Source organism: Methanosarcina sp. A14 (genome assembly GCF_001729375.1).
Taxonomy (GTDB): Archaea; Halobacteriota; Methanosarcinia; order Methanosarcinales; family Methanosarcinaceae; genus Methanosarcina; species Methanosarcina barkeri.
The window spans coordinates 19,402-37,216 of record NZ_LZPK01000010.1 but is presented as its reverse complement, the minus strand read 5'-3'; the positions used below and the strand labels follow the sequence as shown (position 1 = coordinate 37,216).

At 39.8% G+C, this 17,815-nt stretch carries 12 protein-coding genes and 1 tRNA gene; 7 read left to right on the top strand and 6 right to left on the bottom strand.

Annotation, left to right across the window (positions count from 1 at the left end):
- Nucleotides 1-453: 453 nt before the first annotated feature.
- Both A9239_RS00690 and A9239_RS00685 read left to right on the top strand, forming a co-directional pair.
- A complete protein-coding gene (locus tag A9239_RS00690) occupies nt 454-1,020 on the top strand; it encodes a 4Fe-4S binding protein (RefSeq protein ID WP_048122041.1) in 567 nt (188 codons plus the stop codon).
- Between the two features lie 222 nt (nt 1,021-1,242).
- Nucleotides 1,243-1,851 carry a sulfite exporter TauE/SafE family protein gene (locus A9239_RS00685; RefSeq protein ID WP_052712930.1) on the top strand — a complete coding sequence of 203 codons (609 nt, stop codon included), beginning with the start codon at nt 1,243-1,245 and terminating at the stop codon, nt 1,849-1,851.
- A gap of 392 nt (nt 1,852-2,243) precedes the next feature.
- Here the strand turns inward: A9239_RS00685 and A9239_RS00680 are convergent.
- A tRNA-Arg gene (locus A9239_RS00680) sits at nt 2,244-2,318 on the bottom strand.
- 352 nt (nt 2,319-2,670) lie between these two features.
- Here A9239_RS00680 and ilvE point away from each other — a divergent pair.
- The 3 genes from ilvE (at nt 2,671) to A9239_RS00665 (ending at nt 7,432) form a co-directional block, all read left to right on the top strand.
- Complete coding sequence (gene ilvE / locus A9239_RS00675) at nt 2,671-3,549, top strand: branched-chain-amino-acid transaminase (RefSeq protein WP_048122039.1); 879 nt, start codon at nt 2,671-2,673, stop codon at nt 3,547-3,549.
- A 443-nt stretch (nt 3,550-3,992) separates the two neighbouring features.
- Entirely contained in the window at nt 3,993-5,921 is a 1,929-nt protein-coding gene (locus A9239_RS00670; RefSeq protein ID WP_048122037.1) for a molybdopterin biosynthesis protein, read from the top strand.
- Nucleotides 5,922-6,337: 416 nt separating this feature from the next.
- Nucleotides 6,338-7,432 carry a GTP-binding protein gene (locus A9239_RS00665; protein WP_048122035.1) on the top strand — a complete coding sequence of 365 codons (1,095 nt, stop codon included), beginning with the start codon at nt 6,338-6,340 and terminating at the stop codon, nt 7,430-7,432.
- Between the two features lie 445 nt (nt 7,433-7,877).
- Here A9239_RS00665 and A9239_RS00660 read toward each other — a convergent pair whose 3' ends face one another.
- Both A9239_RS00660 and purH read right to left on the bottom strand, forming a co-directional pair.
- Nucleotides 7,878-9,140: an anion transporter gene (locus A9239_RS00660; RefSeq protein ID WP_048157159.1), complete on the bottom strand. Its 1,263-nt coding sequence runs from the start codon at nt 9,138-9,140 to the stop codon at nt 7,878-7,880.
- Between the two features lie 1,387 nt (nt 9,141-10,527).
- Nucleotides 10,528-12,144, bottom strand: coding sequence for a bifunctional phosphoribosylaminoimidazolecarboxamide formyltransferase/IMP cyclohydrolase (gene purH / locus A9239_RS00645; RefSeq protein WP_048156346.1), 1,617 nt, complete (start codon nt 12,142-12,144; stop codon nt 10,528-10,530).
- A gap of 210 nt (nt 12,145-12,354) precedes the next feature.
- On the opposite strand from purH, the gene A9239_RS00640 reads away from it, so the two are divergent.
- Both A9239_RS00640 and nth read left to right on the top strand, forming a co-directional pair.
- Nucleotides 12,355-12,609, top strand: coding sequence for a hypothetical protein (locus A9239_RS00640; RefSeq protein WP_048122029.1), 255 nt, complete (start codon nt 12,355-12,357; stop codon nt 12,607-12,609).
- A 134-nt stretch (nt 12,610-12,743) separates the two neighbouring features.
- Nucleotides 12,744-13,451 (top strand): endonuclease III, encoded by a 708-nt coding sequence (gene nth, locus A9239_RS00635; RefSeq protein ID WP_048122027.1) that lies wholly within the window; start codon nt 12,744-12,746, stop codon nt 13,449-13,451.
- Nucleotides 13,452-13,631: 180 nt separating this feature from the next.
- On the opposite strand, the gene A9239_RS00630 is transcribed toward nth, so the two are convergent.
- The 3 genes from A9239_RS00630 to A9239_RS00615 all read right to left on the bottom strand — a co-directional run bounded on the left by A9239_RS00630 (nt 13,632) and on the right by A9239_RS00615 (nt 16,458).
- Nucleotides 13,632-13,937: a PDGLE domain-containing protein gene (locus A9239_RS00630; protein WP_011305596.1), complete on the bottom strand. Its 306-nt coding sequence runs from the start codon at nt 13,935-13,937 to the stop codon at nt 13,632-13,634.
- The gene (gene cbiM / locus A9239_RS00625) at nt 13,934-14,599 is read right to left on the bottom strand and encodes a cobalt transporter CbiM (protein WP_048122025.1); all 666 of its coding nucleotides are present in this window, start codon (nt 14,597-14,599) and stop codon (nt 13,934-13,936) included. Before cbiM ends, A9239_RS00630 begins: the two co-directional genes overlap by 4 nt.
- A gap of 878 nt (nt 14,600-15,477) precedes the next feature.
- The gene (locus tag A9239_RS00615; RefSeq protein ID WP_080941593.1) at nt 15,478-16,458 is read right to left on the bottom strand and encodes a hypothetical protein; all 981 of its coding nucleotides are present in this window, start codon (nt 16,456-16,458) and stop codon (nt 15,478-15,480) included.
- Nucleotides 16,459-17,815 lie beyond the last annotated feature (1,357 nt).

The following is a 17,815-nucleotide window of genomic DNA, read 5'->3' as shown; positions in this document are numbered from 1 at the left end:
AATATATATTAAAAAATTTCGATGAGTTTTTTATAAGTGGCAGGGTAAACTTTATTATTATTGAGTGGTCTCAGCATTTTGGTGCCAGATGAGGTAAGCAAGTGTTTCAATTAAACAAAATCGAGAGTAAAGGAGCTCGATGCGGTACAGACCGTTTGAAATATTCTCTCGCGGTCCTTTATTGGACTGGATGGTTTAATTTTTACCATCGCGCTTAGTCTGGAACATGAGGTGCACAGGGGCAGCATTCTGCTGACCAATCAAGCCTTGAGCAGTAATAGTGTTCCCATCTGTCCGATCACCATCCCGTTCGTAGCGGTACCATACTTTACCGAGGGAAAAATGGTCTTCCCATCACCAGTCACATCGCTATTTGCCGTTCTCTTTATGTGGCTCGGTCTTGTACTTATCCTGGGAAGAGGGTAGTGTGGCTGGATATGTTTTTTCGGATGGATGGATCAGTTTTTCTCTTCTCTATTAAAGAAATCTATTATACCTCTTGAAAACCCCCCAAAATGGGCAAAGTTGTTTCCTTATGCATTTATGTTGTTCTTGATCCTGATCAGCGCTGTCTTTCTGATACCTATTTTCTGTGCTTATATATGCCCGCTCCGGATCATCTATGATCCACCTGCCGTGACGACAACTTTCCAGTGGATCACAGCGCTGATATTCGTGACTGGTGGATTGATCTTCCTGGTGATAGGCCCACTGCTCACAAAGAAAAGGTTGTTTTGTAGCTTTATATGTCCACTTATGCCTGCCAATACTTTAATTGGGGTCATCAATCCTTTTAAGGTAAAAATCAACATAGACCTCTGCAAAAAATGTGGCTTGTGCGTGAAAAGTTGTGAGCTGTTCGCGATCACCAAAGAATCGCTTGCGAAGGGAAAAACGATAATTGAGTGCGCCGAGTGTGGAAAATGTATGGACAAATGTCCTGCAGGTGCGATTGATTACAAGCTGATGTTTACTGACCAGAACATAAGATTTTTTTATTCCGCTGGCAATTATCTTTAACCTGGTCATTGTATCGAGCTTCATATGGATGATTGTACACTACCTGATGACTGGTGAGATAGGGAGTTTCTGATAATTGCATTTACTTGTTGACTGGCAATAATGGAAGCTTCTGAAATGACTCTTGACAAAAAAATATCAGGATATAGGTAATGTATCTGTACATGTTTCTCATTGTGATCATTGGCTTTTCTTTGTTAGCAAAGTCATGAGCGGTGGCTGATGATCATAGAGACTATTTCTCAGGGCATGCTACTAGGGCTGTCCACGGGCATTTTCTGTCTGGTCACCTGCGTCCCTGTATATGTGCCTTTTGTCCTATCGGAAGATCGAAAGCTGCGGCGGAATATACTAGCTATTGGAGAGATTGCAATGGGTAGGTTAATTGCCTACCTGTTTTTTGGCCTGATCCTGGGAATTCTCGGCAAGCAGATAGACGGTCCATGGCTCAACAGAGCTATCGGGACTGCTATGATTCTGCTGTCCGTCCTGATGCTAGCCTTCGTGGTGGTAAAAAAATGGCTTCAATTCGGGTTGTGCAAGCTGAGTAAAAAATACGTGAATTATCCTGCTTTCTTTGGCTTCCTGACAGGAATCAATGTATGTCCCCCATTCCTTCTGGCAATGTCCGCAGCTCTGTCTTATGCAAGTATTGCAGGCAGCATATTTCTATTTGGGGGATTTTTTGTTGGAACCTCGTTTTATCTCATATTGCTGGTGCCGCTGGATCTCGCAGCTAAAGTGGAAAGTATCAGGCAGATCGGGCTGATTACAGCAGTAATGTCAGGAGTCATGTTTCTCGCACTGGGACTGGGGTACCTGCTATTGTGAAGTCCGATTCGGTTTAGTGTCTTTTTGAGTTTCCGATTTTACAGAATTTTTGGTGTATTTCTCTATTTATGTCTCCTACAATTTTGATCCTACAATTTTGATATGAGATTCCCAAAACCAAAAGTTGCGCTTACTCCGGTAAAACTGCAGCTTGTGTTAAGACTTCTTACTGCAAAGAAGGCCTAAAAACAGAGAGGGCAGTTTGAAAGTATAAAAGCTCTACAAAAATGGTCAAAAAACAGAAATGGGCAGGTCGAAAGTATAAAGCTCTAAAGAAAAAGGGTACATGTCAGAAAGAATGAAAGTGAAAATCGCTTGTGCAGGTTGATTTGAAGTAAGTAGAGAATCTAAAAACAGTTTTTAAGGCTAGTTAGAAAAGATAAAGAATTAAGCGGGCTCGAAGGGATTTGAACCCTCGACGTCTGGGTTAGAAGCCCAGCGCTATATCCTGGCTAAGCCACGAGCCCTGTTTGCTTTCCTTAGTACGGAATACGAAATAAGCGTTTTAACATAAAAGCTTTTTGTATGGATACATTAATTGGGACTGTAAATATCTTAAATTATTTATATAGAATCGGAATTGTAATATATATTTAGTATATAGTGACTTATTCGGCATTTTACTTAGGAATTTGCCAGTATGGAAACTTCCCTGAGGCTTTGAATTTTTAAAACCCCGCGCAGAGCTTACATACTGTCAATGAGTGAAATAAAGTAAATTGTTTATAGGGTTTGCATATTACAATCATATTTAATTGACATTATCCAGAAAATAAGTGAACTCTATAAAGTAGTAAGATTGCAGAGGATTGTTCGCAAATGAGTGAGTTATTAATCTACTTGGATGGGAAGTTTGTTCCCAAATCCGAAGCCAAAGTTTCGGTCTACGACCATGGTTTCCTCTACGGCGACGGTGTTTTTGAAGGCATAAGGGCATACAACGGCCGCGTTTTTAAGTTAAAAGAGCATGTTGACAGGCTTTATGACTCGGCAAAGGCAATTGCAATGGATATCCCCCTTACAAAGGAAGAAATGAGTGAAGCAATACTTGAAACCCTCAGGAAAAATAACCTTAAAGATGCTTACATCCGTCCTGTTGTTTCGAGGGGAGCTGGAGATCTCGGGCTTGATCCTCGCAGTTGTGAGAAACCTTGCGTGGTTGTCATAGCTCAGGGTTGGGGAGCCATGTACGGTGACCTGTATGAAGTCGGGCTCAAAGCCGTCAGTGTCTGTGTCCGAAGAAATGCACCTGATTCCATATCTCCTAATATCAAGTCCCTGAACTATCTGAACAATATCCTGGCAAAGATTGAAGCCAACGAGAAAGGAGGAGACGAAGCTGTCTTCCTGGATCATAATGGTTTTGTCTGTGAGGGTTCAGGAGATAATATCTTCATAATCAAAAATAACAAGGTTTTTACTCCCTTTACGATCAACAACTTAAAAGGGATTACCAGAGCTACAGCCATCGAACTTTTGGATGAGATGGGATACAAAGTTATCGAAACAAATCTCGGTCTATTTGACCTTTACACAGCCGATGAAGTTTTTGTCACAGGTACTGCAGCTGAAGCTGCCCCTATAACCAGACTTGACGGTAGAGTTATAGGCACAGGCAAACCCGGGCCTATGACACTAAAAATGGCTGAAGCTTTTGAGAAAATAACCCAGAGTACGGGTACACCAATTTATAAATAAAAGGGCAGCCCTGAAAAATGAAAGAAACATAAAGGGCAATAAAATCAAGCGGGACTTTTCCCGCCACGATTTTTTTAGATAATTTTCTGAAGCAGCTTTTGTCTGAGCCTCTTTTTAAGTCCCTACTTAAGCTGTTCTTAAGTCCCTTTTGAAGTCTCTTTTAAGTTCGTGTTTACTTATATTCTAAGTCCTTTGACTTTCTACTTAGTTTCTACTTGGACTAATTTTGAATTTTTATTTAATCTGTTACCTGGACTAATTTTGAGTTTCTTTTTAAACTTCGATTTGAGCAGCTCTTAACTAACTTGCCTTCCCGATTTTTCGAGGAGGAAAAAGTAAGATAAAACAATAAAACATCGGGATAAAACAGTCTAAAACATGCCCGGAAATGCTATTAAACTAGAACACTTATCTGAAGACCTGTAAATTAGGGTTGAATTTCTATGAAACGCAAAGAATTTCGGGAACTTATCTCTGTAGAGAAGGCACGGGAAATAATAAACAGCCTGCAAGTTTTTCCCAGGCAGGAACGCTTAGCCCTTGAAAACGCTTACGGTAAAATCCTTGCAGAGGATATTGTTACCGAAATTAATGTCCCTCCTTTCCCAAGAGCTATAATGGATGGTTATGCAGTCAGGGCAGAGGATACGTATGCGTGCAGCGAAACCGGGCCTGTAAAACTCAAACTCCTGGGAAGCGTCCAGGCCGGTTCGAATGAAAAATTCAAGGTTTCAGCGGGGGAATCCGTGGAAATATCTACAGGAGCACCGATTCCTGAAGGAGCTAACGCTGTGGTCATGGTCGAATATAGTTCTGAAGGAGACAGAACCGTATCGATTTACAGTCCTGTAACTGTGGGGGAAAATATCATGAAAGCCGGTTCGGACATCCGGAAGGGAGAGCGTGTGCTCAGGGCAGGAAGAAAGCTCGGGATCAGAGAAATCGGAGTACTAGCTTCTGTTGGAAAAAAGGATGTGCCTGTCCTTAAACTACAGGTCGGGATAATCTCAACAGGAGACGAACTTGTGCATCCCGGAGAAAAACTTACTCCCGGAAAGATATACGATGCAAACTCTTACACTTTATATGCCGGTATAAATGAATGTGGAGCTTTCCCTCTGCTTTACGGGATTGTAGAAGATAACGAGGCAGCTATGAAAGAGGCACTTGAAACTGCGGTTTCGGAGTGTGACCTGATTCTGACTTCTGGCAGCACGTCATCAGGATCCGGAGACGTGATGTACAGGCTCATAGATGAAATCGGAGAAACCCTTGCCCATGGCATAAGTGTAAAACCTGGAAAACCTGTGGTCATTGGAATAATACAAGGTGTCCCCATAATAGGGCTGCCCGGAAACCCTACATCTGCATTAATGATTTTTAACGAATTCGTAGCTCCCCTTCTTAGAAAAGCCCTTGGAGAAGATAAAGTGCTTAAAAAAACGGAAAAAGGAATTATGGGCACAGTTTTCCGTTCCGAAGGAAGACAGCAATTTCTCCCAGTAGGCCTGATCCGGGGAAGGGTTTATCCTGCAGACAAAGGCTCAGGCGCCATAACCTCTCTTTCCGGGGCAGATGGCTTTATTGAAATTTCATCCAGTACAGAGTTTATTGAAGCGGGAACTCCCGTAGAAGTGACTCTTTTCGGGAAGGTTGAAAAACCTGACCTTCTGATAGCAGGCGGTTTCTGTCCTGGCTTTGACTTGCTTGAAGATCTTAGTGGACTTCGTTTCAGGACCCTTTACACAAGTTCAAGCGGAGGCTTCAGCGCAATTGCCGCAAATACAGCAGATATTGTAGGCGTGAATATGCCATCACAAGACCCCAGAGGTTCGGATGGAATCCTGTATAACGTCCCTACAATCGAGAATATGGGACTTTCAGGCATTGCTCTTGTTAAAGGGTACAGGCGGGAAGTAGGGCTTCTTGTCAGGCAGGATAGCCCGGTTTCCGGGCTTTCGGATCTTCCGGGAAAACAACTGATTAACCGGAACCGGGGTTCAGGCACAAGAGCTCTATTAGACCTGAAAATTACAGAATTTGTAGCTGGAAAGGAAATTAGTAAAAAAGAATTTACAGATTCGATTCCTGGTTATACATCCGGAGCAAAATCGGAGGTAGCTGTCTGTGAGGCAGTTGTCTCCGGAAAGGCTGAGGTAGGTGTAGGAATAAGAAACTGTACCAAAAAGAACGGTCTCCAATTTGTAAAATTTGCAGAAGAAGAATACGATTTCCTTATAAAGAAGGAAATTCTGGAAACTCTCGAAGTCCGCAAGTTTCTGGAAATTCTTAATTCCCCTGAATTTGCTTCAAAGCTTCCCGACGGGCTTCATGTGTATGAGAGAACAGGAGAAATAATTTTCTTTGAATAAAATATAATCTTAACTATAGAAGAGATTGTCTCTTTGAGACAGAACTTTTGAATAAGAGAGGTAGTCTCTTTGAGACAGAACCTTTCTTAAATAATGGGCAGGCTCTTGAACAGGCTTCTGGTGAATAAACTTTCGCCGGAAGTAATTTTCAATAGGCTTGGGAGTCGTTTTCAATAAGCTTTAAGTATTATTATAATTATTATGAAATATAAATGTTCTGAGTAGCCCTATTATTCAGAACCACTAAATAAAACCATTCCATAGGTATATATATTGCATTCAACTATTCAGGATAAAATATCCAGATACGGATCTCTTTTGGATCAAAAAGGGTTTGTAGAAACCGCTTGGACACGGTTTCTTTTTCTAATTAATATGAAAATCATTTCTTTAGTCCCTAAATTGGCAGGTTCCAGATGAGCAGCATACAGGAGCAAATACAGGAAATCGAAGACGAAATTCGAAAGACCCAGTACAATAAAGCAACTTCCCATCACATAGGCCGCCTTAAAGCCAAAATCGCTCGCCTGCGAGATGAGATCGAGAAAAGAGCCTCGGCAAGAGGAGGGGGGGAAGGGTACTCGGTCAGAAAATCAGGAGATGGAACTGTAACACTTGTAGGTTTTCCATCAGTAGGAAAATCTACGCTTCTGAACAAGATCACGGGTGCCAATTCTGCAGTGGGTGCATATGAGTTTACTACCCTTACAGTTGTGCCAGGAGTGCTGGAACATAAAGGGGCAACAATTCAGTTCCTTGATGTCCCAGGGCTTGTAAAAGGCGCTTCTTCAGGACGTGGGCGTGGAAGGGAAGTCATATCAGTTATCAGGAATTCTGATATGGTTATATTTTTGCTTGATGTCTTCCAGCCAAAGCATTACGAAGTGCTTATGGACGAACTTTACCAGGCTGGAATTCGCATAGATCAGGAGCCCCCTGATGTAGTAATCAAGAAAAAAGAAAGGGGCGGGATAGAGATCAACTCAACCGTTGACCTTGACCTGGATGAGGAAACTATCAAGGCTGTGCTGGATGAGTATAAGATCCACAACGCAAGTGTACTTATAAGAGATAACATAACAGTTGACCAGCTTATTGACGTTGTCCTGAACAATCGTAGTTATGTCAGGTCTCTAATAGCTGTTAACAAGGTTGACCTTGCCTATCCCCAGTTGATCGAAGAATGCAGAAAGCTATACCCTAACGCGATCTTTATTTCAGCTCATGAAGGCATAAATATCGAGACTCTCAAAGACGCTATTTACGACAGGTTGGGTTTCATTCGAGTCTACTTAAAACCACAGGGCCAGCCTGCAGATATGGAGGATCCCCTGATAGTTATGAGCGGGACCAATATAGGCCAGATTTGCGATCGCCTGCACAGGGATTTCCGCAGGAAGTTCCGCTATGCCCAGGTCTGGGGTGCCTCTGCAAAACATCCAGGACAGAGAGTAGGCATCGAGCATAGAATGCAGGATGAGGATATTCTTACAATTATCATTCAGAAGTAAACATTCAAAAGTAAAAGAAGTAAGCGTTTAAAAGTAAAAGAAGTAAACATTCTGAAGTAAAAGAAGTAAACATTCTGAAGTAAAAAAAGTTAAACATCCAGAAGTAAGAAGTAACAGAAAAACAAAGAGAAAAACGGAGACGTGAATAAGAAATATTCGATTCTTTCGCATCCCGCAATTTTTTGAGTTTATATGCTCTCAAAGGCCTGTATTTTTTTGAGTTTATACGCTTTCAAAGGTCTGTACTGTTTTGTAAGTGTTTGAAAAAACACTTTTCTTCCGGTTATTTTCGGTTCTTCCGGTTATTTTCGGTTCTTCCGGTTATTTTCGGAATCTATACCTTTTCTGGCTTCAATTTTTTCCTCAAACTCGGCAGCACATTCAGGCGGGCTTTTCCTGGGTATACCTCTAAAATTTATTCTAAGAAATTTATGGGTTTTAAAAGTTAAAGAAAGATTAAGTAAGTAATAGCATCCAAAATAGTAATTAAAACTCCAATTTTGGAAAATTCGGTAAATGACGGAGTTTTTCCTTCTTTTTCCGCGTTTTGGATAATTATAACGTTGCTTGCAGCTCCCAGGATCAATAGGTTTCCTGCAATTGTACTTCCCGCAGCAAGTGCCATCAGCTGCCCTTGAGAAACTGTACTACCCATGGCAGGCAGATAGAGTGCAACAAAGGGAACGTTCGAAATGAGTTGACTGAGTCCAATGCTGAGCGCGAGGATCATTGATACCGAGCCTAACTGAGGAGACATCCTGGCAAGCAATTCCTGGCATGTTCCGGAAATCCATACGCTTTTCATTAGCACAAACATTGAAACAAAGAAAACAAGGGTTGACCAGTCAATATTTTTCAGGACCTCAACGCGTTTTCTACTGAGCAGGACGGGCGACGCGGAGATAAGAGCAATCCAGCTCAAATCAAAGTTCCAAGCAGGGGAAAATTCAACTAGGAAAATCTTACAGGCTATGAGAACCAACAAAAGCAAAAGAGCAATTTTTGAAGCACTGACAAGTTCAGGGTCAGTAATGACTTCTTCGGATTGAGTAAGGGTTGATTTTCCAAATTCCTCCCGAAAAAAGAGTTTTAACACTGCGTACGCAATTAAAAGACATATAAGGGTTGGCAGAGCGAGTGAACGCAAAAATATTACAAACGGGGAATCCAGATTCCCACTAATTGCTATGAGGAGGTTCTGCGGGTTTCCAATAGGGCTCATAACGCTTCCTGTAGTTACCCCAAATGCCAAAGAAAAGAGCATGAGTTTTGGAGATATATTGTACTTTCTGGAAAAACCCAGAACAAGTGGAGTACCCATGATAGCCAGAGTATCATTCATGAGAATTGCGGAAAGAATCCCTGTAGAAAACAGCACAAGTAAGACAAGTTGATCCGTATTCTTTGCCCTGGAAACTATCCGATTTCCGAGACAGGCAAGATACCCACTCATGTTAAGTGCTTCCCCTATGCAAAAAGCCCCGAAAAGGAAGATGAGCACATCCATATTAATCGCTTCAAGAGCTTCTTGGGGAGAAATCTCACCGAATAACAGTACAAGTATCGCTCCAAAGGTCATGATTTGCCAGATCTGCAGTCTTAAAGATCCTAGCTGCCTGAGAGCGGTAAGTACAAAGACACCCAGAAGAATAAGCACGGAAATGTCAGGTAAAGGTACAGGAGAAGACAGTATAAACTCTGCTGGCATAGGACACACGAACTTGGTACTATATATTTAGGATGTGATCCCAGCTTAAGTATAAAACTCCTGCGCTCATGGGGAGATTTTCTCCAAAAAGGCAATTTTCTCCAAAAAGGCGGTTTTCAAGGACATAAAAAGCACAAAATGTTTAAATGTAAATTGATAGACTTTTAAAATATGACGATCTTTTTTCCTTTTTCCGCAACTATCCGTCAGGAAAATGGTTTCTATATATCAATCTGCTCTGAAGCTGATATAATTTGCAAGGGAATTACTATTGAAGAAGTTATTGAAAACCTGAAAAAAGAAGTGGAAAAATTCCTTGGTGAAGAGCTATCCTCGGGATTTTCGAAAATTATATTTTACTGAATTTGAAATTTTGAAGAGCTATCCTCGGGATTTTCGAAAATTATATTTTACTGAATTTGAAATTTATAGGTTTCTTCCGGAAATATATATTCTTATGATTTGAAATTTAGGGCAGTTATCACTGATTTTCATCAAAAGCCAGAAACTTTGTAACAGAATAGACAGGATCCTGGCAAAGAGGTCCCTAGTTTTACCGACATCGTGAAACACGCGGTAAAAGGATTTTAACAGAATTAGAAGAAAAATAAGAGCAGGAAAAATAAGGAAACATACATTAAAAGGAGGGTAAGGAAAAGCCCGAAAACTTATATTCCTTTTACCGTAGCCCCCGTTACGGTTGATCTGAAAATACGCTCCCCCAAGCATATTATTCAGAACAGGATCTAAAGCTTCCGGGCAATTCTTTCTTACTGTTCATACCCGTTACTCACTCTTTCTGTTATCTCTAGTGTACAACATAGAATAATCCCTATAATTATTTTAAATTAATTATACCAAAAATTAGTTACAAACAAAAAATGCTTTCGCATAAAAAGTTTTAAAATCGGAATATGATTTCATGTTAAACGTGTACCCTTCAAATTTATGGGTAAAAGTAAATTATGGGTATAAGTAAATTTCATATATTTAATGAAAATTTAAAAATTTAACCCAGTTTGAGAACCAACCTCGTGCGATGTATTCAACTTTATAACTGTATGGTAAAATTGTTGTACATTTTTCAAGTTGGAAAATTCTCCATTGAATTTGAAGAGGATTCAAAACTAAAATTAAATCGTTTAAACAACTTTTAACTTAGTTTAAACGAATTTTAGTTCAGTTTAAACGATGCCTCAAGGGCTCGGAGTAATGTCTGGGTACTCAGGAGACCAAAAGGTAACACTAAAGCACTGGCATTCTTTATACACAGGATATTGGCCGGTGTGATTTGTTGTCGAATGGTCGTAAGAACGATTCAGAAAACCCCTGAGTTTTTAACTCAGGGATATTCACATATTATTTTTGTCAACACCTGAAAAGCTTATTAATGAAGGAAGTGGCGCATGCCTGTAAAGACCATGGAAACTCCAAGCCTATTTGCAGCAGCAATGACTTCGCCGTCCCGAATTGATCCACCTGGGGAAACTATGTAGCGAATATTATTTTCTGCTGCATGAATTATGCTGTCGTCGAAGGGGAAGAAGGCGTCTGAGGCCATTACGCATTCTGACATAACTTTCTGGCAATAATCTTCAAAGGAGGTTTCAGGATTTTCTCGTTCGTAAATTACCTTGAGATTTTCAATAGCTTTTGTGGCAGCCAGTTTGCGAATTGAGTCAACCCTATTCGGTTGTCCTGCGCCCATAGCAAGTACCATGAAGAAACCTGGCTCGTACTCGTAAGCAAGGTTCACTGAATTGGATTTAGTTGACTTACAGGCTTTAAGACAGAATTCCGAAAGAGAGCGCTTCTCTTCAGGATAGGACATGTCTGTGACTGACTCCCATTTTTCGTAGAGGCTAATATCGCGACTCTGCTTAAGCATGCCTCCGATTACATACTTATATGTGTAGTCTGTCCCGAAAGCTTCCCTGAGATCGGGCAGTTTAAGGAGTCTAAGATTTTCACTTTTGTTTTTCAGGTATTCAAGAGCATCGGGATTGAAGTCAGGAGCAAGAATAATCTCCACAAATTTTCCGTTCAGAAAAGTCGCAGCTTTAAGATCAAAGGTTTCATTGGTGCAGATTATACTTCCGTAAGCTGAAATAGGGTCTCCGTCCCAGGCAGCCTGAAGAGCTTGCAGGAGTGTGCTTCCGGTTGCAAGCCCACATGGGTTATTATGTTTTACGATTGCCACGGCAGGGTTAGCATTTCCGAGTTCTTTTACCGTCTGAAGTGCATTATCTGCGTCCACATAGTTATTATAGGAGAGTTCTTTTCCGTGAAGCTGGGTGGCTTTTGCCAGAGTTGGGCCTTCTATTTTAGGATCTTTGTAAAAATAGGCTTTCTGGTGCCAATTTTCTCCATAGCGAAGTTTTACACCGTCGGTAAAATTCATACGGAGTACATTTTCTCCGAGCAGGGTTTTGCTCAGGTAGGTATCGATTGCTGCATCATAATCCGCAGTATGTCTGAAAGCCTTAACTGCAAGGGCAGCTCGTGTTTCCTCCGAAATTACTCCTGTTGAGCGAAGTTCTTTGAGGACACGCCCATAGTCCGATGGGTCTGAGAGTGCTGTAACCGAACGATAGTTTTTAGCTGCCGAACGAAGAAGAGTTGGTCCTCCGATATCTATGTTCTCAATGGCTTCTTCGAGTTCGACGCCTTCCTTTGAGATTGTTACCTCAAATGGATAGAGATTTACAGCCACCATGTCAATAAGCGAGATGTCTTCTCTTTCAGCCTCAGCCATCTGTTCCTTGCTTTCTCGCAGGCATAAGAGCCCGCCATGAATTCTTGGGTGGAGAGTCTTGACCCTTCCTCCCATCATCTCCGGACAGCCTGTGACTTCCGAGACATCAGTAACTTCTATGCCGGCGTCGCGAAGAATTTTCGCTGTCCCGCCTGTTGAAATTATTTTCACGCCAAGTGATTCAAGCCCGCGTGCGAATTCTGCAATTCCTGTCTTGTCTGAGACGCTGAGCAGTGCCCTCTTTACCAAAAAATCACCAATATCTTTGGTTTAAAGATTCTTAGCTATAAAACTTATGGTCTACGCATTATTATATTAAAAAAGAGAGTTTTTTCTGCTCAAACTGAATTTATATTTTACAAATTCAGTATTTCCGTTAAGGTGCTTTCAGAATTCTTCTGGGAATGTAGTTCTTTAAGTTTTTGGTACTTTTCTGTTCTGGCGTCGGTAGGAATCGGTGTGGCTAAAGATAGTGATAAGTGCAAGGTAATATTCCGGGACAGAAGCAACTGGTATACATCCCGAAAAGAAGGAATGGAGTTTGCAGCTTCAAAGGTAATTATCGATGAGGCAAACGACCATGTAATGGGAGTGCATATTCTGGGCCCAAATGCCGAAGAAGCTATCAATATTTTCGCTTTGGTAATGTGGCTTGGGCTTAAGGCATCGGACATAAAAAACTTGTCTTCTAATGTCCTACTTACTACATGTTAGGATATTTCTTATATGCTGTAACCTGCAGGATCGACCGCAGAACTAAAAATTCTAAGGAGCCTTAAAGAAAATACCATTTCTTCTAACAAATAATTCCCGGCAAAAATCTATAACACTTAGAAGACGGAGTTAACATGCCTGAAAGAAAACCAAAAAAACCTGACACTCAGGACTTCTTTTCCGAATATGATATTCCTGATAACAGACATAATTTCTACCGTATCTGGGCTCTTCTAAAAGAAGAGTATCCTGATGTAAAACCCTCTCTCAATTACAGCAATCCCCTTGAACTGCTTGTGGCGACTGTTCTCTCAGCCCAGTCAACTGATGTACAGATTAATAGAGTAACTGACAAATTGTTCAAAAAGTACAGGACTGCAAGAGATTATGCCAGTGCAGACCTCAGGGAACTTGAAAACGATCTATATTCCACAGGTTTTTACAAAAGCAAGGCAAAGAATATCAAAACTGCTGCGCAGATGATTGTAGAGAAGTACAATGGAGAAGTCCCAAAAACTATGGAAGAACTTACCAGTTTGCCAGGGGTCGGAAGGAAAACGGCTAATATAGTACTTGCCAGAGCATTTGGGATAGTAGAGGGAGTTGCTGTAGATACCCATGTGAAAAGGGTTTCAAGAAGGCTGGGACTTACGAAAAACTCCGACCCCGCTAAAATTGAACAGGACCTTATCTCACTTGCCCGAAGGGAAGATCTCGATTCAATCTCCATGACTCTGATTTATCATGGGAGGAAGGTCTGCCAGGCAAAAAAACCAAAATGCAAAATCTGTATTGTGAAGGACTTATGTCCTTCAAGTGTTATATTTATTAGCAGTGCTTGAATGTTTTTCAAGCTTGAATGTTTTTTCCAGAGCCAGAAGACTAAATTATTTTATTGAAGCAAAATCTGTAAAGTTTTACTGAAAAGCTCTACTTTTTCAAAGATCTTTTTGTGTGTGAGCCGTTTCTTCCCTGCCTTTCGGGAAGAAAAACGGTTTTTAGGGAAAGAGAACTTTTTATGTTCAGTTTTTTTTGCTAAAAACTTTTCCTAACCCTAAACTGATTGCCAGTACTGCAAGTGTTCCAACAGCTATTGCTGCTACTTCTCCCCCTTTTCCTAGGCCTTCTATTGAATAGTCAGGCATCGGAGAGCCTACTACAGGTTCAGTCTTTTCAATTTTGGACATCTTCGATTCTTCAACTACCCCTCCAGCAGCACTTTCCAGTCCGTCGGGGTCAGAAGATGCAAGAAAAGGGGCTAGAACCGCGAGCAGAATTGCAATTGCAATTCCGACGTACAAGAATTTCATGTTTGATTTTCTGCTCATGCATGTGCCTCTTTTTTATGTTTTTCTGGTCTGGCAGTGTAATTATCCTCAAGAAGGTCAGGACGGGATTTTGCAATCGCCGTGATTACAATTGAAGTGATCAGGCCTTCTCCTATGAAACCGATAATCAGATGATAAGTTCCCATGGCTATAAGTCCAGCACGCAGGGGAAAGGTACCAGCAATCCACATCTCAATCGCGCAGGCGATTGCCGAAATAAATAGTCCGAGCCAGGCGCCTCCGAAAGCTGCGATGCTTGTTCCTGCCTTACTGCGAAGGGCAACATATGTATAGTATCCGACAAACCCGGAAATAACTCCCATATTCAGAATATTCGCTCCCATGGTAGTGACTCCTCCATCACCGAAGGCGAATCCCTGCACGAGCAGGACTAGAGTGAGCACAAGAACTCCAGCCCAGGGGCTTCCGAAGATAATGGCAACAAGTGCTGCTCCTACCATATGCCCGCTTGTTCCCATCCCTATGGGAATATTCATGGCCTGAATTGCAAAAATTCCTGCCGCAAGAGCAGCAAGAATTGGTACTTTCATCTCGTCAAGCTCGTTTTTTGCCCATTTCATTGACATTATAATAAATGGAAGGGCAACAACCCAGTAAATTACTGCCTGGCTAAGCGGTATGAATGAATCAGGTATATGCATTTCACTTCCCTCTTTTACCCCTATCTCTTATTTCCTGTAAATCCAAACAGAAGTTCTTTAAGTTCTGGAATATTCCAAAAGCAAGGACTAGGAAAATATCCTTAACATAAAGACCGAAAATTCTTTTTCAGGAATAACCTTAATATCTCTGAGTTTCTTACAATGTTTCAGGTAGCTGTTTTTGAAGAATACATTCAATAACATCACATTGTTTAGTATTACATATATACGTTTTGGTATTACTTTTTCTGAAAATTTTTTTATGGACGCCTTCTCTTGTATCTGTATTTTTATTTTTTTAGTCAAATAAGGTATCCTGGTATCTTCCATTAAATCGAATATTTGTTCACGTTAATTTTTTGACATTGTCTCCTAATCTGTTTTGAAACTTTACGAAAAAAGAACTAAATTTCTTTTCTCAAAAGTAATAAAAGTAAATTTGTCGATTAGGTATACGATATTCAGCCTACTTTGTTTTCTGAGTTGTATCCGTTCGTATTATGTAGTTTTTTAAACTTCTTCACTCGTTCTTTATATTTTGTCACTGCAAGATGGTAAATTCTCCAGAATATAATGTCCAGGCTTCATAATACTATTGTTAAAAAAGTTATCAATTTGTAACAGAAAATGTATCATAAATCTTAAATATCACTGGTAATATCGATAAAGGATCTCTGGCGAACAGACGCAAAATAATATTACCTCCTAAATTGCCTATGTCATCCGAACTCCGTTTTGCCCTGCATGTGGTAGCAAGGCAGGCAGGGATTGGATGCAAAGCTTCAGAATTCCAGGTTAAACTGATGATTTTTTTTTCATAGCCAATTAAGTCTGATTTTGAGTTAAATAATCTAATTTGACTTATAAGCTAATTTGACTCAAATATCATCAATCCTGTCATACAGTTTTTCCAGATCCTTCTGCAACCTGTTAATCTCCTTTTTCCATATTTTTTTATCAAATTCCATACAGGGACCCATTTTCAAAGCTGCTAGTTTCACATAGTTCTGGGAAATTTTTCTGTTGCTGCATGGAAGACCAAAAGCCAGATCGGTTTTTTTGATGCTATATTTTTCGTGGATCAGAAACTCGTAAAGCTCAGTAACCAGCTCGGGCTTTTCTTCTGAGTGTTCGGAAAAGTTTGGGCAAAGATCAACTAGATTACGTAGGTGGTATTGGACGCCACAACTTTCAGGGCACAATTTCTTCGAGTTTGCAAACTTAAGCAGCTCTTTGAATTCAAAGAAAATATTCGTCTGTTTAAAATCTGAAGGTAGAGTTTTTCCTAGGAAAATAAGGATATGGATGCACTCATGAAAAAGGATTTTTGCTATCAGGTATTCAATTCTATCCCGAAGATTCCATAATTTTTCGACTAGTTTTCTTTCCCATAACTCATATGGATTTACCAGGACAAGGGATCTGTATATTATTTTCTTGTCTTCTCTATAAATGATCTTTCTTGGCTCGAAAGTTAACCCTGGCATCATTCCACAAAATTGTACTCGAACTGCCAGGTCCCAGCAGTGTTTCCATTCTCCGAAACGCACACACTTTACCCGATAGTATTTTCCGTCAAACTTGACTCTCTCGATTAGCCGGTACAGATCTTCATTTTGTTCTTTGATAAGAGCTTTTATCACAGTTTCCCGGTAAATGTTCAGATCGAGATAGAGAGGTCCCGGGGAAAAAAACGAGCAGTTCAGAGCAGGATTAGAAACAGGATATGTAAAAGGAGAGAAGTATATAGCAACAGGAGGGACTGGTGAAGATACAGGGAATAACTTGTCCTGAACTCTATGTACCGGCAAGCTATTTTTTTCCTTTGGCGAAACTTTCTTTGTTCTTACTCCCTGCACCGTGAATCTACTCCTCTTGACCATATTTCCCACGATAGGATCTCATAGTATTACTAAATTTTATTTTAGTATTACTTTATAGTAAAACACCTTAAATAATAAATACTTTATCCTACAAAATGAACAATTAATATTAATATATCGAGGAATACAAAGAAACCCAAATCGCCCTAGGTTTTTTAGAACCTTCTTAGCTCTGATAACAGGAAAGTTTAAAGTCTTTGATTTTCAAAATAACATTCTGCAGATCTATTGGGCCCAGATTTATCGGAATATTTCTATTCTTTAAAATAACTTTTTTAACTGAAATACATCGTTAAATTTCATTTTGGTATTATTTTTATGTGCAAATTTATTAATTTTGTATGCTAATTATGGAAAACAGGAAATAATTTATTTTAATAAATCTATCTTATGTATGGTCCATAAGTTGAGAAAATCCTGTCTGGTCAGGAAAGGAGTATAATATGTCTGAGAAAACTGCAAGAACAAATGTTATTAGGTTAAAAAATACACGCATAAAATGCCTGAAAATTAGACTTCGAAAGTCGAAACCGTTCGTCACAAAGAATGATACTGAGGGATAACACAATCAATAGAGTCAAATCATAGTAATTTCTGAAATTGATTTTAAATTTACCTAAAATTTACAACACTATCAAAAAATTCTAAAACCCTTTTTTTGGAAAATTGAAGGATTTCCAAACCAACTGAAAATGGATGTAGAGTTGAAACCTTCCAAATCTTTAACTTAAAAATCCAAAAAAACTTATTTATAAGAAGGGTAAACAAAGGACTCTGGTCCAAAATCCAGTGATTTTTGTATTTTTTGATTGAAAATCTGAATTAGCAAGAAAAATCTGGTTTTCATTAAAATCAATATTCGATATCTAAAGACCTCAACCCCAAAGTTGTATCACAAGGATTGTGACCAATTACAAAATCTAGTGATTTTGAATTTTACATTCATCACTAGATTTTGGTACTGAGTCAAACAAAGATTTCTCTTTTAATTTCGTGGAAGCATTTTGAACGTATTTTTATAGACTGCAAAACCGGCAACGTTAGCTCAATTATATCGCGCTTATCATATTCTGTCATCTGTGGAACATGGTGAAGGGCTTGTATGACTGCTTTCCATCAGGAAGTGGATGATTCAAGAAGTCAACGTGTTTTAGCCGTTGGTAGCTCACAAAAGATAAATAATCATTTACGTAGAGGCTTTTTGGAAAGAGCTCTATTTTTCATCTCTGGACAGAAAGAGTAAAAATCAATCTCTTTGGTTCCGGGCATTTTTTAGTTAGGATCTACCTAAAATAACTTTGGTATATTTTTATACTGTACATCACTATTATTT

What these genes read in the sequence shown, in the direction of transcription:
- A9239_RS00690 (WP_048122041.1), top strand. Translation starts at nt 454, where the DNA reads ATGGATCAGTTTTTCTCTTCTCTATTAAAGAAATCTATTATACCTCTT.
- A9239_RS00685 (WP_052712930.1), top strand. Translation starts at nt 1,243, where the DNA reads ATGATCATAGAGACTATTTCTCAGGGCATGCTACTAGGGCTGTCCACG.
- ilvE (WP_048122039.1), top strand. Translation starts at nt 2,671, where the DNA reads ATGAGTGAGTTATTAATCTACTTGGATGGGAAGTTTGTTCCCAAATCC.
- A9239_RS00670 (WP_048122037.1), top strand. Translation starts at nt 3,993, where the DNA reads ATGAAACGCAAAGAATTTCGGGAACTTATCTCTGTAGAGAAGGCACGG.
- A9239_RS00665 (WP_048122035.1), top strand. Translation starts at nt 6,338, where the DNA reads ATGAGCAGCATACAGGAGCAAATACAGGAAATCGAAGACGAAATTCGA.
- A9239_RS00660 (WP_048157159.1), bottom strand. Translation starts at nt 9,140, where the DNA reads ATGCCAGCAGAGTTTATACTGTCTTCTCCTGTACCTTTACCTGACATT.
- nth (WP_048122027.1), top strand. Translation starts at nt 12,744, where the DNA reads ATGCCTGAAAGAAAACCAAAAAAACCTGACACTCAGGACTTCTTTTCC.
- A9239_RS00630 (WP_011305596.1), bottom strand. Translation starts at nt 13,937, where the DNA reads ATGAGCAGAAAATCAAACATGAAATTCTTGTACGTCGGAATTGCAATT.
- cbiM (WP_048122025.1), bottom strand. Translation starts at nt 14,599, where the DNA reads ATGCATATACCTGATTCATTCATACCGCTTAGCCAGGCAGTAATTTAC.